The sequence below is a fragment of the Virgibacillus sp. MG-45 genome, assembly GCF_036409425.1.
Taxonomy (GTDB): Bacteria; Bacillota; Bacilli; order Bacillales; family Amphibacillaceae; genus LDC-1.
Map to the genome: position 1 here is coordinate 99,890 of NZ_JAXOFU010000004.1, position 22,789 is coordinate 122,678.

25 protein-coding genes and 1 tRNA gene are annotated in these 22,789 nt (G+C 37.7%); 23 read left to right on the forward strand and 3 right to left on the reverse strand.

Annotation, left to right across the window (positions count from 1 at the left end):
• Nucleotides 1–23: 23 nt before the first annotated feature.
• From bshB2 to SPK86_RS05950, 16 genes are all read left to right on the forward strand, one after another.
• Nucleotides 24–689 carry a bacillithiol biosynthesis deacetylase BshB2 gene (gene bshB2 / locus SPK86_RS05875; RefSeq protein WP_284141096.1) on the forward strand — a complete coding sequence of 222 codons (666 nt, stop codon included), beginning with the start codon at nt 24–26 and terminating at the stop codon, nt 687–689.
• 112 nt (nt 690–801) lie between these two features.
• The gene (locus SPK86_RS05880) at nt 802–996 is read left to right on the forward strand and encodes a PspC domain-containing protein (RefSeq protein WP_284141097.1); all 195 of its coding nucleotides are present in this window, start codon (nt 802–804) and stop codon (nt 994–996) included.
• A complete protein-coding gene (locus SPK86_RS05885) occupies nt 996–1,355 on the forward strand; it encodes a phage holin family protein (protein ID WP_284141098.1) in 360 nt (119 codons plus the stop codon). Before SPK86_RS05880 ends, SPK86_RS05885 begins: the two co-directional genes overlap by 1 nt.
• A 164-nt stretch (nt 1,356–1,519) precedes the next feature.
• Nucleotides 1,520–2,455, forward strand: coding sequence for an HPr(Ser) kinase/phosphatase (gene hprK / locus SPK86_RS05890; protein WP_284141099.1), 936 nt, complete (start codon nt 1,520–1,522; stop codon nt 2,453–2,455).
• A gap of 10 nt (nt 2,456–2,465) precedes the next feature.
• On the forward strand, nt 2,466–3,299 hold the full coding sequence (gene lgt, locus SPK86_RS05895; protein WP_330948852.1) for a prolipoprotein diacylglyceryl transferase: 834 nt from the start codon (nt 2,466–2,468) through the stop codon (nt 3,297–3,299).
• 36 nt (nt 3,300–3,335) lie between these two features.
• Complete coding sequence (locus tag SPK86_RS05900; protein ID WP_284141101.1) at nt 3,336–4,295, forward strand: nucleoside recognition domain-containing protein; 960 nt, start codon at nt 3,336–3,338, stop codon at nt 4,293–4,295.
• On the forward strand, nt 4,270–4,908 hold the full coding sequence (gene ppaX, locus SPK86_RS05905) for a pyrophosphatase PpaX (RefSeq protein WP_284141102.1): 639 nt from the start codon (nt 4,270–4,272) through the stop codon (nt 4,906–4,908). The genes SPK86_RS05900 and ppaX overlap by 26 nt, the downstream gene beginning before the upstream one ends.
• On the forward strand, nt 4,909–5,421 hold the full coding sequence (locus SPK86_RS05910; RefSeq protein WP_284141103.1) for an acyltransferase: 513 nt from the start codon (nt 4,909–4,911) through the stop codon (nt 5,419–5,421).
• A gap of 256 nt (nt 5,422–5,677) precedes the next feature.
• A complete protein-coding gene (locus SPK86_RS05915; RefSeq protein ID WP_330948853.1) occupies nt 5,678–7,351 on the forward strand; it encodes a glycerol-3-phosphate dehydrogenase/oxidase in 1,674 nt (557 codons plus the stop codon).
• Nucleotides 7,352–7,694: 343 nt separating this feature from the next.
• Nucleotides 7,695–8,702 (forward strand): tetratricopeptide repeat protein, encoded by a 1,008-nt coding sequence (locus SPK86_RS05920; RefSeq protein WP_330948854.1) that lies wholly within the window; start codon nt 7,695–7,697, stop codon nt 8,700–8,702.
• 78 nt (nt 8,703–8,780) lie between these two features.
• On the forward strand, nt 8,781–9,734 hold the full coding sequence (gene trxB, locus SPK86_RS05925; protein ID WP_284141106.1) for a thioredoxin-disulfide reductase: 954 nt from the start codon (nt 8,781–8,783) through the stop codon (nt 9,732–9,734).
• A 296-nt stretch (nt 9,735–10,030) separates the two neighbouring features.
• Nucleotides 10,031–10,495 carry an NUDIX hydrolase gene (locus SPK86_RS05930; RefSeq protein WP_284141107.1) on the forward strand — a complete coding sequence of 155 codons (465 nt, stop codon included), beginning with the start codon at nt 10,031–10,033 and terminating at the stop codon, nt 10,493–10,495.
• Between the two features lie 45 nt (nt 10,496–10,540).
• Entirely contained in the window at nt 10,541–11,425 is an 885-nt protein-coding gene (gene rapZ / locus SPK86_RS05935) for an RNase adapter RapZ (protein ID WP_284141161.1), read from the forward strand.
• Between the two features lie 2 nt (nt 11,426–11,427).
• Nucleotides 11,428–12,387 carry a gluconeogenesis factor YvcK family protein gene (locus SPK86_RS05940; RefSeq protein ID WP_284141108.1) on the forward strand — a complete coding sequence of 320 codons (960 nt, stop codon included), beginning with the start codon at nt 11,428–11,430 and terminating at the stop codon, nt 12,385–12,387.
• 34 nt (nt 12,388–12,421) lie between these two features.
• Nucleotides 12,422–13,363 (forward strand): DNA-binding protein WhiA, encoded by a 942-nt coding sequence (gene whiA / locus SPK86_RS05945; protein WP_284141109.1) that lies wholly within the window; start codon nt 12,422–12,424, stop codon nt 13,361–13,363.
• Nucleotides 13,364–13,508: 145 nt separating this feature from the next.
• Entirely contained in the window at nt 13,509–13,763 is a 255-nt protein-coding gene (locus SPK86_RS05950; protein WP_330948855.1) for an HPr family phosphocarrier protein, read from the forward strand.
• 84 nt (nt 13,764–13,847) lie between these two features.
• Here SPK86_RS05950 and clpP read toward each other — a convergent pair whose 3' ends face one another.
• Nucleotides 13,848–14,441, reverse strand: coding sequence for an ATP-dependent Clp endopeptidase proteolytic subunit ClpP (gene clpP / locus SPK86_RS05955; protein ID WP_284141111.1), 594 nt, complete (start codon nt 14,439–14,441; stop codon nt 13,848–13,850).
• A gap of 265 nt (nt 14,442–14,706) precedes the next feature.
• Here clpP and SPK86_RS05960 point away from each other — a divergent pair.
• Nucleotides 14,707–14,780: transfer RNA gene (locus tag SPK86_RS05960), tRNA-Arg, on the forward strand.
• Nucleotides 14,781–15,052: 272 nt separating this feature from the next.
• On the opposite strand, the gene dpsA is transcribed toward SPK86_RS05960, so the two are convergent.
• Entirely contained in the window at nt 15,053–15,937 is an 885-nt protein-coding gene (gene dpsA / locus SPK86_RS05965; protein WP_330948856.1) for a dipicolinate synthase subunit DpsA, read from the reverse strand.
• 212 nt (nt 15,938–16,149) lie between these two features.
• Here dpsA and SPK86_RS05970 point away from each other — a divergent pair, with 212 nt between their 5' ends.
• Nucleotides 16,150–17,133 carry a diaminopimelate dehydrogenase gene (locus tag SPK86_RS05970; RefSeq protein WP_284141113.1) on the forward strand — a complete coding sequence of 328 codons (984 nt, stop codon included), beginning with the start codon at nt 16,150–16,152 and terminating at the stop codon, nt 17,131–17,133.
• Between the two features lie 117 nt (nt 17,134–17,250).
• Here the strand turns inward: SPK86_RS05970 and SPK86_RS05975 are convergent, their stop codons facing one another.
• A complete protein-coding gene (locus SPK86_RS05975) occupies nt 17,251–17,406 on the reverse strand; it encodes a hypothetical protein (protein WP_284141114.1) in 156 nt (51 codons plus the stop codon).
• A 187-nt stretch (nt 17,407–17,593) separates the two neighbouring features.
• Here SPK86_RS05975 and rpoN point away from each other — a divergent pair, with 187 nt between their 5' ends.
• The 5 genes from rpoN (at nt 17,594) to SPK86_RS06000 (ending at nt 22,773) form a co-directional block, all read left to right on the forward strand.
• On the forward strand, nt 17,594–18,889 hold the full coding sequence (gene rpoN / locus SPK86_RS05980) for an RNA polymerase factor sigma-54 (protein WP_330948857.1): 1,296 nt from the start codon (nt 17,594–17,596) through the stop codon (nt 18,887–18,889).
• Nucleotides 18,886–19,128: a glutaredoxin family protein gene (locus SPK86_RS05985; protein WP_284141116.1), complete on the forward strand. Its 243-nt coding sequence runs from the start codon at nt 18,886–18,888 to the stop codon at nt 19,126–19,128. Before rpoN ends, SPK86_RS05985 begins: the two co-directional genes overlap by 4 nt.
• 215 nt (nt 19,129–19,343) lie before the next feature.
• Nucleotides 19,344–20,372, forward strand: coding sequence for a sugar-binding transcriptional regulator (locus SPK86_RS05990; RefSeq protein ID WP_284141117.1), 1,029 nt, complete (start codon nt 19,344–19,346; stop codon nt 20,370–20,372).
• A 33-nt stretch (nt 20,373–20,405) separates the two neighbouring features.
• Entirely contained in the window at nt 20,406–21,413 is a 1,008-nt protein-coding gene (gene gap, locus SPK86_RS05995) for a type I glyceraldehyde-3-phosphate dehydrogenase (protein WP_284141118.1), read from the forward strand.
• 178 nt (nt 21,414–21,591) lie between these two features.
• Nucleotides 21,592–22,773, forward strand: a complete 1,182-nt coding sequence (locus tag SPK86_RS06000; RefSeq protein ID WP_284141119.1) for a phosphoglycerate kinase — start codon at nt 21,592–21,594, stop codon at nt 22,771–22,773.
• Nucleotides 22,774–22,789: the final 16 nt, after the last annotated feature.

A 22,789-nucleotide genomic window follows, 5' to 3' on the forward strand; every position in this document is an offset into this window, starting at 1 on the left:
ACTTTAAAGGAATGGTGAATAAAATGGAAAAACATGTGGTTGTTATTTATCCGCATCCAGATGATGAAGCGTTTGGTGCGGCTGGAACCATTGCTCAGTTTCGTGCAGAAGGTGTTCCTGTTACTTACCTATGTGGAACACTTGGTGAAATGGGGAGAAATATGGGAGCACCTCCATTCGCAAATAGAGAATCATTGCCTATGATTCGCAAGCAAGAATTACAAAATGCGTGTAACGTGTTAGATATCGATTTGAAAATGTTAGGTTATCGGGATAAAACGTTAGAATTTGAAGACAGGCAGGAAATTGCAAAACGTTTAAAGACAATGCTCGAAGAAATAAAACCAAGTTTGGTTATTACACATTATCCTGGACATGCAGTCCATCCGGATCATAATGCACTTGGTGCGGCCGCAGTAGAAGCAGTTGGATTAATGGATCCTTCGATTCGACCAACGGTTTGGGCACAAGCGATTACGAATTCCTTTATGGAGGATTTGGGAAAACCGGATATTATCAATGATATTTCCCCATACTTTGAGAAGAAGATGGATACAATTAAAGCACATAAATCTCAGGCAGATGGTATATTAGGCAACTTTAAAAAGGCGAATAAGCTAGCAAAAGATGTGCAAGACGCTGCAAAACAACGCCTCGGTATCGAAAGATTTTATATTTGGGAGTTTTGATTAAGCATGTAGCAACGTAAATTGTGGCTTTTAAGCAGTAGCAATACATTAAATTTGTACCAAAATGAAAGAAAACCATAAGCTAGAGTAAATAAAGATGGGAGGAATAAGGATGAAAAAGCTTTATCGTTCAACTCAAAACCGCATGCTAGCTGGTGTACTAGGCGGTCTAGGAGAATATACACGTATCGACCCTACTATTTTACGCTTATTGTTCATCATTGCATTGTTTTTCAGTGCGTTTACTTTGGCGATTATTTATGTAATTGCTATATTTATCATCCCAGATGGAGGAGTGGATTACTAATGCTATTACGGGGTTTTTTATCTATTTTTTTAAATGCTGTAGCGTTAATAGCGGTAGCAGAGTTATTTGATTCCTTTTATTTGGATGGGTTTGGAACAGCGTTACTTGCGAGTGTTATCCTTGCGATATTAAATATAATCGTAAAGCCTATTTTAATTATTCTCACCTTGCCGATTACGATTGTTTCACTTGGGTTCTTTTTATTTGTCATCAATGCAATTACATTGATGCTAACACAAGGACTGATGGGGGATTCCTTTGAAATTTCAGGATTTGGTACAGCAATTATTGCAGCTATTATCATTTCCATCATCAATCTCGTTTTAAATCGACTTGTGAAGGATACGCTTCGAGCGTAGACGATATGTCTGCGCTATTTTTTATAGAGAAAGACGCCGTTATGAAGTTTCTATGATGATAGAAACGAACAGATTACCTTTACGTACTCTGCTTTCTTAATCATTCCTACGACATGTTAAAATGTGCTACAATAAAGAGCAGTTAGATCTGGAGGAGATACGTCATGACAGTTGTGCGAACAAAGGATTTACTTGAAAATTTTAATTTAACCTTAGTAGCCGGAGAAGAAGGCATACATAGGGAAATCACGACAAGTGATATTTATCGACCTGGAATTGAAATGGCAGGTTTTTTTACATATTATCCAAGTGAAAGGCTACAACTTATCGGTAAAACAGAAATGGCTTATTTTCTAGACCTTTCTGACGAAGAAAAAAAAGATCGATGTGAACGATTATGCACGGATATCACCCCAGGCATTGTTGTTTCTCGAGGTATGGAGATTCCGCAAATTTTAATAGAGGCAGCGAATAATGCAGGGGTTCCTATTCTACACTCTCCGCGAAAAACAACACGGGTCATTAGTAGACTAACGAATTTCCTTGAAGTTAAATTTGCACCATTTACCGCCATTCATGGTGTGCTAGTTGATGTTTACGGTGTTGGTGTACTAATAACGGGTGAAAGTGGCGTTGGTAAAAGTGAAACAGCATTAGAACTCGTAAAAAGAGGGCATCGTCTAGTTGCCGATGATAGTGTGGAAATACGGCAAGAAGACTATGATACATTAATTGGTAATTCTCCACCCCTGATTGAACATTTATTAGAAATACGTGGGTTAGGAATTATTAATGTAATGACATTATTTGGAGCAGGTGCCGTTCGCAATTATAAAAAAATCTCTTTTATTATAAATTTAGAGCTATGGGATCAGCAAAAGCAGTATGATCGTTTAGGATTAGATGAAGAAACGATGAAAATTATGGATGTAAACCTTCCAAAAGCAACAATTCCTGTTCGCCCAGGACGGAACTTAGCAGTTATTATTGAAGTTGCTGCAATGAATTTCCGTTTAAAACGAATGGGTGTTAATGCAGCAGAAGAATTCTCAGAACGATTAACGAAAATGATTGAGCATGAAAAGGATGTTATGGAATAGGAGTGATGTTATGACTTGTAATGCACCTGCGTTGGATCGCGTATTTTTTGAAGTTGGCCCGTTCACCATCTATTGGTATGGCGTTATTATTGCAACCGGCGCTTTTTTAGGATTATATTTAGCGACGAAGGAATCAGATCGACTTGGATTAAAAAAAGACTTGATGGTCGATCTTGTCGTTTTTGCTATTCCAATCGCCATTATTTCTGCGCGTATATACTATGTAATATTTGAATGGGAAAACTATGTAGGACAGCCATGGTGGAAGATTTTTGCAGTATGGGAAGGCGGAATAGCTATTCATGGTGCGTTAATTGGTTCGGTGTTAACAGCCATCATTTATGCACGAGTTAAAAAAGTATCCTTTTGGCAGCTAGCAGACATAGCTGCTCCAAGCTTAATACTTGGGCAAGCAATTGGTCGCTGGGGTAACTTTATGAATCAAGAGGCCCATGGTGGTCCAATATCTGAGTCTGCTTATCAAAGCTTTCATCAATATTTACCTGATTTTATTATGAATCAAATGTGTATTGACGGTGTGATGTACCATCCAACATTCTTATATGAATCCGTGTGGAATATACTCGTACTTATCTTGCTACTTGTTTTGCGACGGAAGAATCCATTACGAGGAAATGTGTTCCTTACGTATATTATTGCTTATTCTGTTGGACGCTTCTTTATAGAGGGTATGCGGACGGATAGTCTGTACGGAGGCGGCCTACGTGCTGCACAAGTGATGTCAATTATTCTGATTATAGGCTCTATAGGGTTGATGATCTATCGCCGAAAATCTGGAATAGCAGATAAACATTATGATGGAAAAAAGGTAAATAGAAAATAAACATGTTTATTGGATAGAAAGAAGAGGGATGGGAGATTGGCGGGAATAATTTTTAGAGGCTTACGCCAAGGATTAGACACAACCTGGACGTTAGGAAAGGTAATCTTTCCAATTACACTTATTGTTACAATTTTGCAACACACACCTATTTTGCCATGGTTAATTGATAAAATTAGTCCAATTATGGGGCTGTTCGGTTTATCAGGAGAAGCAGCTGTACCACTAGTATTAGGGAATGCACTAAATTTATATGCTGGGATTGCAGCTATTATTTCTTTTGACTTTACCGTGAAAGAAGTATTTATTATGGCAATGATGCTATCGTTCTCCCATAATTTATTTATTGAGTCCTCGGTAGCAGCAAAAGTTGGGGTAAGCTGGTGGCTTATTTCTGGAATTCGAATAGGACTTGCGTTGCTAGCTGGTTCGCTCATTCATCTGATTTGGAATGGCGGCCAGGAGCTTGCACAATACGGTTTTATTTCCACAGAGCAGGCAGTGCTTTCGGGGTGGCAAGAAATTGGGTTTCAAGCAGTACAAACTGCCTTCATGGCGATTGTACAGCTTGCTTTAATTGTTATCCCGTTAATGATAGTAATGCAGTTTTTGCGTGAAAAAGGATGGCTAACGAAATTTTCCAATATGTTTGCGCCTGTTACACAGCTTCTAGGAATGAAGCGCAATACTTCCATGACCTTAGTTGCCGGACTTACCATTGGTCTTGCTTATGGTGCTGGTGTAATGATACAGGCTGTAAAGGAAGATGGCGTATCAAGAAAAGATATGATGCTTGCACTTATTTTTCTTGTATCCTGTCACGCTGTAGTTGAAGATACGTTAATTTTTATTCCGCTTGGCATACCTGTATGGCCGTTACTTGTTATTCGTCTCATTACAGCGATTATACTGACAATGCTCGTTGCGCATATATGGAAACGGTTGGATGAACGAAAAGGAAAGGAAATGAAAGATGAGCATTCGTACAATACTCTTTGATTTAGATGGAACACTAATTGATACCAATGAATTAATAATAGCATCGTTTATTCATACCTTTAAGCAGTATGGAAGAGAATATACACGGGCAGAGCTAAAGGAATTTAATGGTCCACCATTAAAGGACACATTCGCTTCTATTGATCCAAATAAAGTAGAGGAGATGGTGGAAACATATCGTGCCCATAACTTTTTACATCATGATGCTTATGTAAAGCCGTTTCCACATGTTATTGAGACACTTATTGAACTAAAAAATAAGCAGATTCAAATTGGGATTGTTTCTACGAAGATGCAGAAAGGCGTTCTAAAGGGACTTCAGGTTTGTGGGCTCGAAAAGATGTTTGATGCAATTGTCACATTAGATGACGTGACCAATGCTAAGCCGAATCCAGAGCCTGTGTTAAAAGGAATGGAACTTCTAGCTGGACAGCCAGAATCGACATTAATGGTAGGGGATAATTACCATGATATTGAGGCAGGACATCGAGCAGGCGTTCAAACCGCTGGCGTTTCATGGTCACATAAAGGGAAGGAATTTCTACAATCCTATCACCCAACCTATATGCTTGAAGATATGCGTGATTTATTGCGAATAATTGAGGTGCGATAAATGAGGAAAACGGAACGATATCAGGTCAAAAATGCGAATTCACTGTGGCAAATATATCAAACGGTTTCTTTTTGGAAGGTTGTAAAAAATTTTATTATTATTCAAATTGCCCGTTATACGCCTTTTTTACGTATGAAAAACTGGTTGTATCGTGTATGTTTGCGAATGAAAGTCGGAGATAAAACAGCCTTTGCGCTTATGGTAATGCCTGATATTATGTTTCCGGAAAAAATATCTGTTGGTACAAACAGTATTATTGGGTATAATACAACCATTCTTGCCCACGAATATTTATTAAAGGAATATCGCATAGGGGAAGTCAAGATAGGAAATGAAGTAATGGTCGGAGCAAACTCAACGATATTGCCCGGAGTTACGATTGGGGACCATGCAATTGTTTCTGCTGGTACGCTTGTGCATAAAGATGTTCCAGCAGGTGCTTTTGTAGGGGGAAACCCGATGCAGCTAATTTATTCGAAGGAAGAAATGGAGCAAAGACAACAGAAAGAATAAACTATATATTGTCTTTGTACCATTGCTATGATAAGATTAATGTTGAAAAGTGAATAAATGGACGGAGATATGGAGAAACCGCAAACTTCTAATACAATTATTTTTGTGTTGGGATGTTTTTGTGGTTTTTTTCTTTTTTTAGGACTAGTCTCTATGTTTCGCCATAAGTATGAATTAGAACCTATTGTATGACATGAACCTATCGTGTTTCGGGTATGGATAGGTAGAGGGAAAATAATAAGTGGGAGTGAATTGTATGACGACATTTTCTAGTAGACAGCGTAAGGATATATGGAGTAGTTTAACAAAGGAAAAACTTGATCTATTAGTTATTGGAGGTGGAATAACAGGAGCAGGAATTGCATTAGATGCCGCTACGAGAGGCTTGAATACAGGTGTTGTTGAAATGCAGGACTTTGCTGCTGGGACTTCATCACGGTCGACAAAGCTAGTACATGGGGGTTTACGTTATTTAAAGCAATTTGAAGTAAAACTCGTTGCAGAAGTAGGAAAAGAACGAGAAATTGTTTATGAAAATGGACCACATGTCACAACACCAGAATGGATGATGCTTCCCTTTCATAAAGGAGGTACATTTGGACCGTTCTCAACGAACATCGGACTTCGTGTCTACGATTTTTTGGCCGGTGTTAAAAAATCAGAACGACGGAAAATGTTAAATGTAGAAGAAGCATTAACAAAAGAGCCACTCATAAAAAAAGAGAATTTAAAAGGAGCTGGCTATTATGTTGAATATAAAACAGATGATGCACGGCTAACGATAGAAGTAATGAAAAAAGCAGTGCAAAAAGGTGCGCATGCAATAAACTATGCAAAGGTAATTGACTTTATTTATTCAGATCAAGGGCAGCTAGCTGGTGTGGTTGTGGAGGATCAACTAACAAATGAAACGAAGCAAATCTATGCAAAAAAAATTGTAAATGCTGGTGGACCATGGGTAGATGAGCTCCGTGAAATAGATGGATCAAAACAAGGGAAGCATTTGCACCTATCGAAAGGTATTCACCTCGTCTTTTCGAAGAAGGATTTTCCGCTTCAGCAGGCGGTTTATTTTGATGTGCCAGATGGACGCATGATTTTTGCTATACCGCGTGAGAATAAAACATATGTAGGAACAACGGATACATTTTACGACGGAGCTATCGAACACCCGACCGTAACAGAGGCAGATCGTGATTATATTATTAACGCGGTGAATGACATGTTCCCTTCATTGCAAATTAATGCAGAACATGTTGAGTCAAGCTGGGCAGGAATTCGCCCATTAATCGCAGAGGAAGGAAAAAAGCCTGGAGAAATTTCGCGAAAGGACGAGATTTTTATCTCTAATTCTGGACTTATCTCAATGGCAGGAGGAAAATTGACGGGGTATCGTAAAATGGCAGAGCAAGCAGTTGATAAGGTTGTTGCTATGCTTAAGCAAGAGGAAGGTATCCTTTATTCCGAATCAACCACAAAGCACCTGCCAATAGCAGGAGGAGAAGTTGGTGGGTCAAAAGGCTTTTCAACATATGTAAGGAAAAAGTCAAAAGAAGGGATCGCATTAGGATTAGATGAAAGAACAACGCTTCGGTTAATCGAGCGATATGGGGCAAATGTTGAGCGTGTATTCCAGTTATATCAAGATTTACAAGAAGAAGCTAAAAAGGAACAAATGGATACAGTTGTACTTGCTGAGCTTGAATATGGATTACAATATGAGCTTGTCTATAAACCAGTAGACTTCTTCATCCGAAGAACTGGCGCCTTATTTTTTGAAATAAACTGGGTAAAGGAACATCAAGAAGCGGTAATGAATTATATGAAAAAAGCACTAAATTGGGAAGAGGAAGAAGCGGCATCTTATCAATCTGAATTGGATAGGGAGATTTATGAAGCAACACGTCCAACTGAAACTGTTTATGAATAAGAAAATAGAAGAGGGCGGCCGAAAGAAAAGATTCGATTGAAATAGTTAAGACCGTTTCTTGGGCAAAGAAGACTCTGCTAAAGTTATTTTGAGCAGATGTTGCACTTGTTCCTATGGTGAAAGCGAACCCATTTTCAAACTGCGGTGAGATACTTCTCTTTTGTCCCACCGCTTTTTTTACATAAATTTGTCTTCCATAAATCCCATAACATGATTGGGTGTATGCAACTGATGTCGGCAACTATTATTTCCATAGTAGATATGGTATACTTTGTTCTGGTGAAACGTAGCTTATGCGACGTTTTCGAATAAATGATGTCAACATAACAAATGGGGAATATACATGCAACAAACGAAGAATAAGGTGGAGGCTTCCAATAAGATTATTCCTTTTATTCCTGAAGGAGATTTTTATTACATGAAGGGTGTTAAAGCCTTTCAGAAACGGAAGTTTGAGATTGCGATTAAGTGGCTAACGAAAGCAATTGAAGCAACACCTGATGAACCACTTTATAAATGTCAAATGTCAATAATATATACCGAAATTGGTTCTTTTCATAAGGCAAATCAGTTATTGACGAATGTTTTGCAAACCTCTGGTGATAAATATATTGATTGTTATTATTTGCTTGCAAACAATTATGCCCACCTAGGCTTGTTACATGATGCCAAAAAATACGCATTGTCTTATCTTAATTTAGCTCCTAAAGGTGATTTTCGAGAAGAGGCAGAGGACTTACTCTACTTTATCGAAATTGATGAGGAACAGGATGACGATTGGGATGTAGAAGACGAAGATGAATTAATCATTTATCAAGAGTCTGCTTTTTATTATATGGAAACGATGGATTGGGATAATGCAATTGCTACGCTAGAAGAAATGCTTCATCTATTTCCAGAGCATAAAACGACAAAGCACGAATATGCTCATGCCCTCTTTTTTGCTGGTTATCAAGAAGATGCTATTCAAATGGAACAAGCGCATCTGAAAGAAGAGCCGAATGCGTTGTTTCCGCATGCTAATTTGGCTTTATTCTTTTATGAAATGAATGATATTAGTGAATATGAAAAGCATAAGCGTGCATTACTAAATGTATATCCTATACACGAGCAGCAAAAATTAAAAATAGCGGTAACATTTGCTAGAACAGCATGTTATTCAGAAGCCCTACAACGTTTTAAGCTGGTGGATAAAGGAATCGTTCGGAGCCATATATCGTTTTATAGATGGTATAGTCTTACATTGTATATGACTGGTTTTGAAGAAAAAGCGATTGCCTTATGGGAAGAAGGATGTAAAAAGCACCAATTGTTGTTACAAGAAAAATTTCCTTGGGAAGTGTATGTGTGAGCAAATAATTAGACGAAAATAGTCTAATCTTATACGCTATTACTAACGAATAAAAAGGATAAAAAGGGGCGAAATAAAATGTCCGAAGAAATGATATATGATGTTATTATCGCAGGTGCAGGTCCAGCAGGTATGACCGCTGCTGTTTATGCATCACGTGCTAACCTAGAAACCTTAATGATAGAACGAGGTATTCCTGGTGGACAGATGGCTAATACAGAGGAAGTAGAGAATTTTCCTGGTTTTGATTATATTCTAGGGCCTGATCTATCAAACAAGATGTTTGAGCATGCGAAAAAATTCGGTGCAGAATATGCGTACGGAGATATTAAAGAAGTAGTTGACGAAGGCGATGTTAAAATTGTAAAAGTGGGCAACAAAGAATACAAAACAAAAACGTTAATTATTTCAACAGGAGCTGAACATAAAAAGCTCGGTATTCCTGGTGAGGAAGAATTATCAGGCCGTGGTGTATCTTATTGCGCTGTTTGTGATGGTGCTTTTTTCAGAGATAAAGATCTTGTCGTTATTGGTGGGGGAGACTCTGCTGTTGAGGAAGGCATCTATTTAACGAAATTCGCTCGCAAGGTAACGATTATTCATCGTCGTGATGAATTACGTGCCCAAAAAATTATTCAAACGCGTGCATTCAATAATGAAAAAATCGAATTCATTTGGGATACTGAGGCAAAAACAATAAATGGTCCTGATGGAAAAGTAAGTAGTGTAACCTTAAAGAATAGAAATACTGGCGAGGAATATGATTTCCCAACAGACGGTGTATTTATTTATATTGGGATGTTCCCATTGAGTGATCCATTTAAATCATTAGGTATTACAAATGAAGAAGGCTATATCGTAACGAATGAAAATATGGAAACGCGTATTCCCGGAATTTATGCTGCGGGAGATGTTCGCGAGAAAAAGCTTCGTCAAATCGTTACAGCTACTGGAGACGGTAGTATAGCTGCTGAAGAAGCACAAGCATATATTGAAGAATTGAAAGATAAAAAGAAGGAAACGATAAAGTAATTTCATTTTAACGTTGCTGTAACACGCACGAAACAATTAAGGGGTACAATAGAGTTAACTAATTGACCCCCTTTTTTAATAAATAGATTATTTTTGCACAGATGTCAAAAGCATCTGTGCCTTTTTTTGTTTCTTTTTGAGCGAGCTTTCTTGGCTGGTATGTTCATATAATTCAATGTATAATAAAGGGAGGTCTTTGCCTAGGAAGATTTAACTTGAAACTAGAATTCACACCACTGTATTCATTTAATAAATTACGAGCTTTAATGTTTAGAGAGAAATAGAGGTGATGATTTATGCAGCGTGTTGCAAACTGCATATTAATAAATAATAATCATATTTTAATGATAAAGAAACCAAGACGAGGATGGTATGCAATTCCAGGGGGAAAAATGGAGCATGGAGAGACCATCAAAGAAGCAGCAATTCGTGAATATCGAGAAGAAACAGCATTACATGTTAAAAACCCTTCCTTAGCTGGGGTTTTTACCTTTTCTATTTTTGAAGAAGAGAATTTACAGCAGGAATGGATGATGTTTACGTTTGTTTGTGATACGTTTACTGGAGAGCTGACAGACAATTGTAAAGAGGGAGAATTGGAATGGATACCAATTGATACGATTGCTTCTCTTCCAATGGCAGAGGGAGATCGAAAAATCTTTGCCCACATTCTTTCATCGGATGAATTGCTTTACGGCGCTTTTTCATACACAAAAGATTTTGATCTTTTAGCATATCGCTTTGATCCATCTACTGATTAATAGAAGTACTGTGATAAGAGGTTGAAAGGGGAGCACACCATGACAATGTTAGAAAAAGAACAAGAAACAAAGCTTGTCATTATTACGGGGATGTCTGGAGCAGGTAAAACGGTAGCTATTCAAAGCTTTGAAGATCTTGGCTACTATTGTGTGGATAATTTACCACCAATGCTACTGCCAAAATTTTTAGAGCTAATGCGAGATTCAACGAACAATATTCACAAAGTTGCACTTGTCATGGATTTGCGAGGAAGAGAATTTTTTGATTCATTATTTGAAGCCTTGGATATACTCGGTGATGAGGAATGGCTTGATGAGCATATATTATTTTTGGATGCAAAGGACGAGCAGCTTGTGAGTCGCTATAAGGAGACACGCCGCTCACATCCACTTGCAATCGGTGATTTACCTTTAAAGGGGATTAAGCAGGAGAGAGAAATACTAGATGAATTGCGAGGTAGGGCGCAACGAATCATTGATACAACGAATTTAAAACCAAAGGATTTACGAGAAAAAATCCTTCGAGCTTATCAAGAAGAAAAGCAAGAAATATTTTCCGTTCATATGGTATCCTTTGGCTTTAAATATGGATTGCCAATTGATGCGGATCTTGTATTTGATGTTCGTTTTCTCCCAAATCCGCATTATGTATCTAATTTGCAGCCATTAACCGGTTTAAATCCGGATGTTTCTTCTTATGTGTTCAAATGGTCCGATACGCAAAAGTTTCAAGAAAAGGTTCTTGAGCTATTGCAATTTATGCTTCCATTATATAAAAAAGAAGGAAAATCACAGCTTGTTGTAGCGATTGGCTGTACTGGTGGACAGCATCGGTCTGTAGCGTTGGCTGAATTCTTTGCAAAGCAATTAACGAACAATTATATTACGCATGTGAGCCATCGTGATATCGACAAGAGAAAGGGACATTAGCGATGACAGAAAATCATGAGCCACGTGTTGTTGTCATTGGTGGAGGAACAGGAATGCCTGTTTTGCTTCGTGGTTTAAAGCATTTACCAGTCCATTTAACAGCACTGGTAACTGTAGCAGATGATGGAGGCAGTACTGGAAGATTACGATCAGAAATGGATATTCCCGCTCCAGGGGATATAAGGAATGTAATTGCAGCTTTATCAGATGTAGAGCCGATGCTTGTAGAGCTTTTTCAGCACCGCTTTTCAAGTGGAAATGGACTTTCTGGACATTCGATGGGGAACTTATTGTTAGCAGCAATGACATCCATTACAGGTGATTTTTATACAGGAATTAAGGAAATATCTCGTGTGCTAAACGTAAAAGGGGATATTTTACCAATATCGAACGAAATGATCTCGCTTCATGCAGAAATGGAAGATGGTACCATTGTTTCAGGTGAATCAAATATTCCGCTTGCAAACAAGCAAATAAAGCGTGTTTTTTTGCGTCCTGAACCAGTTCAACCGTTGCCTAATGCAATTCAAGCAATAAATGAAGCGGATCTTGTCGTTATTTCACCTGGAAGTCTATACACGAGTATTCTTCCGAATTTAATTATTCCAGGTATTGATGCGGCGATAAGACAAACAAAAGCAAAAGTAATTTATGTTTGTAATGTAATGACACAAGCAGGAGAAACAACGGGATATGCGGCATCCGATCATGTGAAAGCAATTTGGAACCATATCGGAGAAGACTGTGTGGATGCAGTTGTCGTTCATAATGAACCAATCAATGAAAGAATTCTCCATGTTTATGCAGAAGAAAATGCTGTTCCAGTGCAATATGATATCGAAAAACTGTTAGAAATGGGTCTACAGATTATTGAGGGAGATATCATTACACAGCACCACTTTACATTACGACATGACACACATAAAATATCCAAATTACTACATTCTATTGTATTAAATTAGTTAAACGTAGTTTTTTGGTAAAGGAGGGATCATCATGTCCTTCGCATCAGAAATAAAAAAAGAACTAACAAGTATTGAAGTAGATACGTGCTGTGCACAGGCAGAGCTAGCTGCATTAATCCGAATGAATGGGACGATTTCTTTTTCACAGCAGGCATACATGCTTGATGTGCAAACAGAAAATGCTGCGATTGCTCGGAGAATCTATATGTTAATCAAATCGAGATACGCGATGCCTGTTGAGCTTTTAGTTCGCAGGAAAATGAAGCTGAAAAAAAACAATGTATATATCGTTCGATTAAAGGATGGCGTCCGAAAGATGCTAGCAGATCTTAATATCTTAGAAGAACCATATTCTTTCATTCGTACGATATCCGATACGTATCTAAAGAAATCCTGCTGCAAAAAGTCATATTTGCGAGGAGCTTTTTTAGCTGGTGGATCGATTAATAATCCGGAAACTTCCTCCTATCATTTAGAAATCTTTAATTTTTATGAGGAGCATAATAATGCATTATGTGAGTTATTCAATGCATTTCAATTACATGCGAGAAAGCTAGAACGAAGAAATGGTTATATCGTCTATATTAAAGAAGCGGAAAAAATCACGGCATTTTTAAGTATTATTGGTGCCCACAACGCGTTGTTTAAATTTGAGGATGTTCGCATTGTACGAGATATGCGCAACTCGGTAAATCGTCTTGTGAATTGTGAAACAGCAAATTTAAATAAAACGATTGGAGCAGCCTATCGACAAATTGAAAATATCCAGTTAATTGAAAACACAGTTGGCTTGGATGCATTACCTGAAAAGCTTCGTGAAATTGCTGTATTACGTGTTCAGCATGATGATGTTACATTAAAGGAGCTAGGGGAACTTTGTGCTTCAGGTAAAATTTCTAAATCTGGTGTAAATCATCGGTTAAAGAAAATCGATGAATTTGCCGATAAGATAAGACGCGGAGAAAACATTTAAATATTCTGGAAAATTTCATTTTCATAAAGCGTGTTCCATGTTATAATATCGATAATTTACAAACAGAGACGAATCTGGGTAAAAAGAGGTATTTTAGTTGGAACGCGTTTTTTATATTTCGGTGAATATGGGGAGGGTGAATAGGTTGCTTGAACGAACGGTAAGAGTAGAACTAGAAACAGGACTCCAAGCAAGACCAGCTGCACAATTTGTACAAGAAGCAAATCGTTATGCAGCGCATTTATTTATTGAAAAGGACAAAAAACGTATTAATGCGAAAAGTATTATGGGATTAATGAGTTTAGCGGTTAGTCATGGAGAAACAATCTTACTACTTGCAGATGGATTAGATGAAGAAGCGGCATTAAATCATCTTGTAGCATATGTTTCGCGTACATAATTGAACTGCAAATAAAAAAGCTACCTTAAACGATTTGCCAAATGGCTGAGACGTTTAGAAGGTAGCTTTTTATGTTTTTTTGGATTACTTTGTATCTGGTTTGCGCTCTAGGATTTTATCAATTAATCCATAGTCTACTGCTCTTTCAGCAGTCATAAAGTTATCGCGTTCTGTATCTTGCTCGACAACTTCTAGCGGCTGTCCAGTACGTTCAGAAAGGATTTGATTCATTTTCTTTTTCATTTCAATAATTCTTCTAGCATGAATTTCGATATCTGTTGCTTGGCCTTGTGTACCTCCAAGCGGCTGGTGAATCATTACTTCACTGTTTGGTAATGCATAACGCTTTCCTTTTTCGCCCGCTGCGAGTAAAAATGCACCCATCGAAGCAGCCATTCCAGTACAAATCGTCGATACATCAGATTTGATAAATTGCATCGTATCGTAAATAGCCATACCTGCAGTAATCGAACCACCAGGGGAGTTAATATAAAGCGAAATGTCCTTACCTGGATCTTCTGCTTCTAGGAAAAGCAATTGAGCTACAATGGAATTTGCAACATTGTCATCAATTGCACTGCCAAGCATAATAATACGGTCCTTTAATAGACGAGAGTAAATATCATATGCACGTTCACCGCGGTTTGTTTGTTCAATAACTGTTGGAATTAAATTCATAAAAATCCTCCTTTTTTCGATTGCCATAACCCTTTTATTAGGTTGTAAATTTATCATAACGAAAAGGTCAATAAAGGTCAAACAAAAAGTTCTTATGTACAACATTTAATTTTAATCGGTTTCTATATTAAATATACGCACCAACATAGCACATTTCAAGCATTCCCTAATGGAATAAAACATAAACACAGGTAGAAAAAATACTTGTTTTGTTGTTATTGTCGCGTTATAATAGCCTATGTGTGTTAATTACATTTTATTAAATGCGCTCGTAGCTCAGTCGGATAGAGCAATGGTTTCCGGTGCCATGTGTCGGGGGTTCGATTCCTCTCGAGCGCGCTATAATATCGTTTTAGCAAGGGATACAATCTTTGTATCTCTTTTTTTGTGATGGAAAGTCCTTTTTGGTTGTTCTAAAACCTAGCAAAAAATAGGATTTGTTTCAGTTGAAGGAAAGATATTGGGATAGTTCATAAACTAAAAAAGGGGAGCGCAGAACTCCCCAGCCGTTACGTGGGGATTAGGGGAAATACGTAACGGCTATTTAATTAGTACGAAGAAAAAAATAATAATCAGGGGGTCGAAAAGCGAAATAAGGAAGTTCTATATTTCTACTGCTCAATTAAATTTTTAATGATAACATCTGCAATAATGGTACCAGCAGTTTTTGGTGCTACCTTTCCAGGAAGCCCAAGAGTATGGATTGCTGTTATTCCTTTCTCTTTCGCAAATTGAAAATTTGTGCCTCCGGGATTGGATGCGATATCAATTATAAGTGTCGAGTCTGATAAAGTGGAAAGCACTGTTGTATTTAGGATTTCAGTAGGAATGGTATTAATTATAATGTCCATCTCTTTTGCTTTGTCCATTTCGTTTAGGATAGAAAAAGGTATTAGTCCCATTTCTTTTGCTCGAGCAAACGCTGTAGGGTTACGTGCTCCAACGTAAACAGAGGCTCCAATCGCAGCAAACAGTCGGGCTACTGTCATCCCGACACGTCCAAATCCAAGAATCATAACACGCGCACCATGGATTGTATAGTTTGTATGTTTTATCGCTAGAGCTAATATACCTTCTGCCGTTGGAATAGCATTTAAGATGGCAACATCATCTCGTTTGAATATCTCCACTAATGTTCGATCTGTTCGTTGAATCACTGCATTTAAATACCCATTTGATATTCCCGTAAAGATTTTACAATGACTTGGCGTATTTTTGATTAACTCTTCAGTCACAATCAAGGGCTCATTTGTAAAACGAGCATGTTCAACTCTTCCCTGTGCGCTTGTTCCACTTACTGGAAGGAGCAATCCGTCCAATTGGCTAACATCCATCTTATCCAGTTTGACATGATGAATCCGATTGTGCTGAAGCTGTACCTGAACATTTTCAAAGCCGGCTAAATAAATGGTCCCATTTTGTTTTATTAATTGATGAATGACTTCTAGGTAACGGTCATCTCCCCCAATAATAAGTACAGAAAATGAATGTTTCATCCTAATAACCTCCTTCAGCATTTTGTTGATAACAGTTTCTATCTGGCGTGCAATGTTTGCATTATTATAACATATGAAGCTCCTTAATGAAGACGACCCTATTCATTAATGATGAATAAAATTAGTACCACCAGAGTAGAAAACTTTTGAACAATTTTAGGAAAACCCTTATACTCGAAAGATAGAAATTTTGGATAAAGGAAGTGGAGAAAGTGGAAAATAGCATCCGAGTAGGAATAGTAGGCTATGGTAATTTAGGAAAAGGTGTAGAAATCGCAATCCATCGAAATCCAGATTTGAAATTAGTAGGAGTATTTACTAGAAGAGATCCTTCAACTATTCAAACTGTATTTCCTGGTGTTGAAGTGTTCACATATGATGAAATGGAAAAGTTTACAGATAAAATTGATGTTATGGTACTTTGTGGTGGTTCAGCAAGTGATTTACCTACGATGAGTCCAGAAATTGTAGCCAAGTTTAATATCGTAGATAGCTTTGATAATCATTCAAAAATTCCAGCACATATCGAAAAAGTAGATCGTGTTGCAAAGGAAAGTGGAAAAGTCGGTGTTGTTTCGGTAGGCTGGGATCCAGGACTCTTCTCCATGAATCGTTTACTAGGAGAAATCGTACTTCCAACAGGTGGCACACATACTTTTTGGGGAGAAGGACTAAGCCAAGGGCATTCTGAGGCAGTGAGACGTATTGAAGGTGTAAAAGCTGGAGTGCAATATACGGTGCCAATTGATCTAATTCTTGAAAAAGCAAGAGCTGGTGAAGGTGCGGAACTAACTGGCGCAGATCGCCATAAAAGAGTTTGTTATGTGGTAGCTGATGAAAAGGATCAAACGCGGATTGAAAACGAAATTAAAACAATGCCAGACTATTTTGCACCATATGATACGACGGTTCATTTTATAAGTGAAGAAGAGCTAAAGCAAAATCATAGCAAGATGAAGCATGGAGGCTTTGTGATTCGTTCTGGAAATACAAGTGATGATAATCAAGCAACGGTTGAGTTCGCTTTAGCGTTGGATAGTAACCCAGAATTTACGGCTAGTGTATTAGTTGCATATGCAAGAGCAGCCTATCATTTAAACAAAAGAGGCGAAACGGGAGCAAAAACGGCATTTGATATTCCTTTGTCAGTTATGACGAATAAATCAAGTGCTGAAATTTATAAGGATTTACTTTAAGAAGAAGTATGGCGGAAACCCAGGAATGTAAAAAAGTCAGATCGTTCATTTTTCGATGGGCAATCTGACTTTTTTATATAGATAAGATAAGTCTGTCTTTCTTTTCTATCACTGCTTTTACCGCTTTTCAGCAAATAGGAGTATTAATGTAGCAATAGGCCCCAAAAACAATGAGAGTAAAAACCAATTGAAAGCGGTTCTGTTTTTTCCTTGTGCCAATCCTGCATTGATCAACGCAAGTGTACCCCAGCCAACATAATAGCTTCCTTCCATTTCATATCCCCCTTAAAACATTAAATTACCTTTTTATAATCTTTATGTCATTGTATTATAAATTTTTGAAATAACAAAATAGGTGGATAGGTTTTAATTTTATATATTTACCAATTACAGTCTCGTGCGTTTTCCAGTTAGTTATGGCAAAATAGAAAAAAAGCATGGTTTACTTGGAGAGGATTAGATGAAGCCAAAGCTTATTCAAGAACAATCACTTCAATGGAAGATGAATCAGTCTTTGCTGCAGGCGATTCACATCTTGCAGCTTTCAAGTGTGGAATTAGTCGATTACTTGAAGCAGCTTTCCAAAGAGAATCCATTAATAGAAGATGTTGAATATAATTTTGATTTCTCGGCATATAAAGATACAGCAATCAATCATTTACCGATTGGGGAAACAAAAGAAAGCGCCATTTCTATGTATGAACAATTGAAAAAACAGCTTTATACATTAGATATTCCCCAGGAAATATTGCCGGTTGTATTATTCGGAATTGATTCATTAAATGAGGATGGGTATCTAGAAATCAGTCTTGAGGATTGGGCTTCTGCATGTAATACTTCTGTTGAAATTGTAGAGCAAGCACTCGATTATATTCAACAGCTAGATCCACCTGGTATCGGAGCGAGATCGTTTCAGGAATGTATTTTATTACAGTTAACAGTGAAGTCCCACGAAGAAAAAGCAATTCATATCCTTTTAAACGAACACTTAGATTGGATTGCGGATGAAAATACGAGCGCAATATCTGAAACGTACGCAATAGCAAAGTCGGATGCCGAAAATATTATCGAACAGATTAAAGCCAGTCATCCCAAGCCTGGACAACTATTGTCATCAAAAAGGGCAACCTATATTATTCCTGAAGCCTCCATTATAAAGGAAAAGGGAGCTTGGAAGATTAAATTCTTTCATTGGAGCACGCCTACCATTTCCTTAAACAAGACATATAAACAGCTCGACGGGTATGATGCACCAACGTTGGCATTCATAGAAGAAAAAAAGAAGCAAATTGAACGGATTAACCAAGCAATCGGCTATCGATCTACCCTTATTCAGCGTATTATCCAGACGATTATAGAAAAACAAATGATGTACTTTGAGCATGGAGCTACATGGCTAAAGCCACTTACATTAAAAGAAGTTGCTGAACGTATCCGTGTAAGTATTTCCACCGTAAGTCGAACAATTCAAGGTAAATATGTACAAACACCACAGGGAATTATCGAGCTAAAGTTCTTTTTTCAACCGGGAATAAAGCAAAAGAATGGGAGTGCGATTTCAGCCTTTGCGTTAAAATACTTTATCCGAGAGGTTGTTCAACTTGAAGATAAACATAAACCATTTTCAGATGAAGCAATAAAAAAGGAGATAGAATCGGCTTATGGAATCCAGGTTGCTCGAAGAACGATTGCGAAATATCGTGAGCTGTTACACATACGTGCATCAACAAAAAGAAGACAGGGAGGAAGAACATGATGAAGCAGGTTATATTATATACAAAAGCGAATTGTCCATTATGCGATGAAGCAAAAACTCTTTTAGAGCTACTTCAAACGGACTATTCATTTTCTATCGAAGAACGGGATATTTATAGCAATGATTCATGGTTAGAAACCTACCAATTAACAATTCCACATATTGTTATTGGGGAAACTGAATTCGATTGTCGCTCTATCCAGCTTGATGTGATGGAAGAAGCATTGTTAAAAACTTAAGAAGCGCTATCGTTTCAAAGGGATCCTGACAAATGAAGTTATCATTTTTCTTTTGTCAGGAAAATACAGTACAAAGAGAAAAGTGATTTTTATTGTATATTTTTAGTAGTGTGGTATAATCTAAGTGTAAAGAAGCTTCATATTTTTTTACACTTAGTGGGACGATAATTATCCGGCTGGGACTAAAAATGTCCAAAAGAAAAGGAGCAATACCTGTGAGACATTTAATTGAGCTACAAAAGAGATTATACCCTGAAGTGTTAGCAGTTATGCAGCAACGATATGCGGTTCTTCACAATATTGCCCGCTTTCAACCAATCGGAAGAAGAGCATTGGCTGATAATTCTAATTTGACAGAACGGACGATTCGAAGTGAAGTTGATTTTTTGCAGGAGCAAGGGCTTATCCATGTAACCGCAAAAGGGATGCTTATTGCAAATGAGGGTAAAATAATTTTGGAACAATTAGCAGAGCTCATGGGTGAAGTAATGGGTTTAAGTGTTTTAGAAAATAAGATTAAGGATAAGCTTAAATTAAGTAATGTCATCATTATTCCTGGTAATAGTGATGAAAATGCTTGGGTAAAGCAGGAAATGGGAAAGGCCTGTGTCGCTTATCTAAAATCTATTGTTAATCCTAATTCAACAATCGCTGTAACAGGTGGTACAACAATGGCAGCGATAGCGGCAGTAATGACGCCTTTTGATAAACAGGGAAATTTATTGTTTGTCCCCGCCCGCGGTGGTATTGGTGAAAAAATGGAAAACCAAGCAAACACCATTGTTTCAGAAATGGCGAAAAAGGCAAACGGAAATTATCGACTATTATATGTACCCGACTTACTTAGTGATGCCTCCTACCAATCGATCATTAGCGAGCCTTCTATTGATGAAATTTTAAAGCAAATAAAACAAGCAGACATTGTGTTACATGGAGTAGGGAACGCATTAAAAATGGCTTATCGTAGGAAAACAGCAAGTGAAGTTATTACATTGTTACAAGAAACCAATGCGGTAAGTGAAGCATTTGGGTATTACTTTGATCAAGCTGGACAAATCGTTCACAAAGTAAACACAGTAGGTATCCATTTGGAGGATTTAGATGCTGCGAAAACGGTTATTACAGTTGCAGGAGGTAAATCAAAAGGACAAGCGATATCCTCTTATTTTCAAAGAGGAAAAAGTGATTTACTTATTACTGATGAAGCAGCAGCAGAAGAGATTTTAAGGGATTTATCCCTTTAAATATATAAATACACAAAACAGGAGGAGTATAAAATGGCAGTAAAAATTGGTATTAATGGATTTGGGCGTATAGGACGTAATGTATTCCGTCAATCATTAAAGAATGATAAGGTAGAAGTAGTAGCAATCAATGATTTAACAGATGCCAAAATGCTAGCACATTTATTGAAGTACGATTCTGTTCACGGAAAATTAGAAGAAGAAGTAACGGTAACTGATACTGCGTTAATAGTAGGTGGAAAAGAAATTAAGGTTCTAGCAGAACGTGAGCCTGCAAAGCTTCCATGGGGTGAATTAGGTGTTGACATCGTAATTGAATCCACTGGTCGTTTCGTAGATCGCGAATCTTGTCAAAAGCATCTTGATGCAGGTGCTAAAAAGGTAATTATTTCTGCACCAGGTAAAAATGAAGATGTAACAGTAGTTATGGGAGTTAACGAAAATGAATATGAAGCTGCAAACCACCATGTTGTATCCAATGCTTCATGTACAACAAACTGTTTAGCACCGTTTGCAAAAGTACTACAAGATAACTTCGGCATCAAGCGCGGGTTAATGACAACTGTTCACGCATATACTAATGATCAGCAAATATTGGATTTACCACATAAAGATTATCGTCGTGCACGTGCGGCTGCTGAAAGCATTATTCCAACAACAACTGGAGCAGCTAAAGCAGTAGGTAAAGTATTACCTGAATTAAATGGGAAATTAAACGGAATGGCAATGCGTGTTCCAACTCCAGACGGTTCGATCGTCGACTTAACTGTGGAATTAGAGAAAAATACAACGGTTGAGGAGTTAAATAAAGCATTTAAAACAGCAGCAGAAGGAGAACTAAAAGGAATTCTTGAATATACGGAAGAGCCATTAGTCTCAAGAGATATCATTGGAAATACACATTCATCTATTCTTGATGCTTTATCAACAATGGTACTGGAAGACAACTTAGTAAAGGTTGTTTCTTGGTATGATAATGAGATGGGTTATTCTGCTCGTTGTATTGATTTAGCGGTTTATATGGAGGAAAAAGGTTTATAATATAGTAGACATGCTATCTTCGAAAAGGAGGGGGTATTCCTCCTCCTTTTTTAAACGTTTATGCGTTAAAATAGTTTAGACTCATGATTTTTCCGCAAATTCACATGATATTAAAAGCAATTAAGAAAGAAACCGACTATAATGATGTTGGTACATACTTTAATTGGGAGGGTTTCTCGTGAATAAAAAAACACTTCAAGATGTAAATGTAAGTGGAAAAAAAGTTTTTTGTAGAGTTGATTTTAATGTCCCAATGAAGGATGGTAAAGTAACGGATGATACGCGAATAAAAGCTGCTTTACCAACGATTAAATATTTATCAGATAATGGAGCCATAGTTATTTTAGCGAGTCACTTAGGAAGACCAAAAGGACAAGTAGTAGAAGAACTCCGACTTGATCCTGTTGCGGAACGACTAAGTGATCTTATTGGGAAAAGCGTGCTAAAAACAGATGCCGTCTATGGGGAAGAAGTAAACAACGCAATTGCCCAAATGTCGAATGGTGACATATTGCTTATCGAAAATGTTCGCTTTGAGCCAGGCGAAACGAAAAACGATCCTGCTTTAGCGGATGCTTTTGCCCAAATGGCAGACCTGTATGTAAATGATGCTTTTGGCGCGGCACATCGTGCACATGCATCGACAACTGGTGTCGCTGAGAAGCTCCCTGCTGCTGCTGGCTTTTTGATGCAAAAAGAGATTGAAGTTCTCGGCAAGGCGTTAGAAAATCCAGAACGACCATTCACGGCCATTATTGGCGGTGCTAAAGTAAAGGACAAAATTGGTGTCATTGATAACCTGTTAGATAAAGTGGACAATTTAATTATTGGTGGCGGATTAGCATATACGTTTGTAAAAGCGCAAGGATATGAAATCGGTAATTCACTACTTGAAGAAGATAAGATTTCACTTGCAAAAGAATTTATCGAGAAGGCAAAAGAAAAGGGCGTTCGTTTTGTACTTCCAGAGGATGCTATAGTAGCAGATGCCTTTTCTGAGGAAGCTTCGATTAAAACAGTTGATATTGATCAAATCCCAGCAGATTGGGAGGCACTTGATATCGGTCCTAAAACTCGTGAAACGTATCGTGACATTGTAAAAGCTTCGAAGCTCATTATTTGGAATGGTCCAATGGGTGTGTTTGAAATGGAACCTTTTGCAGGTGGAACGAAAGCTGTAGCAGAAGCGTTATCGGAAACGGAAGGCTATACAATCATCGGTGGCGGAGATTCTGCAGCAGCGGTTGAAAAGTTTGGTTTTGCGGCTGCAATGGATCATGTGTCAACTGGTGGCGGTGCTTCCCTAGAGTTCATGGAAGGTAAGCTACTTCCGGGCTTGCAAGCACTGGATGACAAATAAAAACGAGCAAGAAATG

What these genes read in the sequence shown, in the direction of transcription:
- dpsA (WP_330948856.1), bottom strand. Translation starts at nt 15,937, where the DNA reads ATGAAACATTCATTTTCTGTACTTATTATTGGGGGAGATGACCGTTAC.
- rapZ (WP_284141161.1), top strand. Translation starts at nt 10,541, where the DNA reads ATGTTAGAAAAAGAACAAGAAACAAAGCTTGTCATTATTACGGGGATG.
- SPK86_RS05915 (WP_330948853.1), top strand. Translation starts at nt 5,678, where the DNA reads ATGACGACATTTTCTAGTAGACAGCGTAAGGATATATGGAGTAGTTTA.
- lgt (WP_330948852.1), top strand. Translation starts at nt 2,466, where the DNA reads ATGACTTGTAATGCACCTGCGTTGGATCGCGTATTTTTTGAAGTTGGC.
- clpP (WP_284141111.1), bottom strand. Translation starts at nt 14,441, where the DNA reads ATGAATTTAATTCCAACAGTTATTGAACAAACAAACCGCGGTGAACGT.
- hprK (WP_284141099.1), top strand. Translation starts at nt 1,520, where the DNA reads ATGACAGTTGTGCGAACAAAGGATTTACTTGAAAATTTTAATTTAACC.
- bshB2 (WP_284141096.1), top strand. Translation starts at nt 24, where the DNA reads ATGGAAAAACATGTGGTTGTTATTTATCCGCATCCAGATGATGAAGCG.
- SPK86_RS05920 (WP_330948854.1), top strand. Translation starts at nt 7,695, where the DNA reads ATGCAACAAACGAAGAATAAGGTGGAGGCTTCCAATAAGATTATTCCT.
- SPK86_RS05985 (WP_284141116.1), top strand. Translation starts at nt 18,886, where the DNA reads ATGATGAAGCAGGTTATATTATATACAAAAGCGAATTGTCCATTATGC.
- trxB (WP_284141106.1), top strand. Translation starts at nt 8,781, where the DNA reads ATGTCCGAAGAAATGATATATGATGTTATTATCGCAGGTGCAGGTCCA.
- SPK86_RS05885 (WP_284141098.1), top strand. Translation starts at nt 996, where the DNA reads ATGCTATTACGGGGTTTTTTATCTATTTTTTTAAATGCTGTAGCGTTA.
- SPK86_RS05975 (WP_284141114.1), bottom strand. Translation starts at nt 17,406, where the DNA reads ATGGAAGGAAGCTATTATGTTGGCTGGGGTACACTTGCGTTGATCAAT.
- SPK86_RS05910 (WP_284141103.1), top strand. Translation starts at nt 4,909, where the DNA reads ATGAGGAAAACGGAACGATATCAGGTCAAAAATGCGAATTCACTGTGG.
- gap (WP_284141118.1), top strand. Translation starts at nt 20,406, where the DNA reads ATGGCAGTAAAAATTGGTATTAATGGATTTGGGCGTATAGGACGTAAT.
- SPK86_RS05940 (WP_284141108.1), top strand. Translation starts at nt 11,428, where the DNA reads ATGACAGAAAATCATGAGCCACGTGTTGTTGTCATTGGTGGAGGAACA.
- rpoN (WP_330948857.1), top strand. Translation starts at nt 17,594, where the DNA reads ATGAAGCCAAAGCTTATTCAAGAACAATCACTTCAATGGAAGATGAAT.
- ppaX (WP_284141102.1), top strand. Translation starts at nt 4,270, where the DNA reads ATGAGCATTCGTACAATACTCTTTGATTTAGATGGAACACTAATTGAT.
- SPK86_RS05880 (WP_284141097.1), top strand. Translation starts at nt 802, where the DNA reads ATGAAAAAGCTTTATCGTTCAACTCAAAACCGCATGCTAGCTGGTGTA.
- SPK86_RS05930 (WP_284141107.1), top strand. Translation starts at nt 10,031, where the DNA reads ATGCAGCGTGTTGCAAACTGCATATTAATAAATAATAATCATATTTTA.
- whiA (WP_284141109.1), top strand. Translation starts at nt 12,422, where the DNA reads ATGTCCTTCGCATCAGAAATAAAAAAAGAACTAACAAGTATTGAAGTA.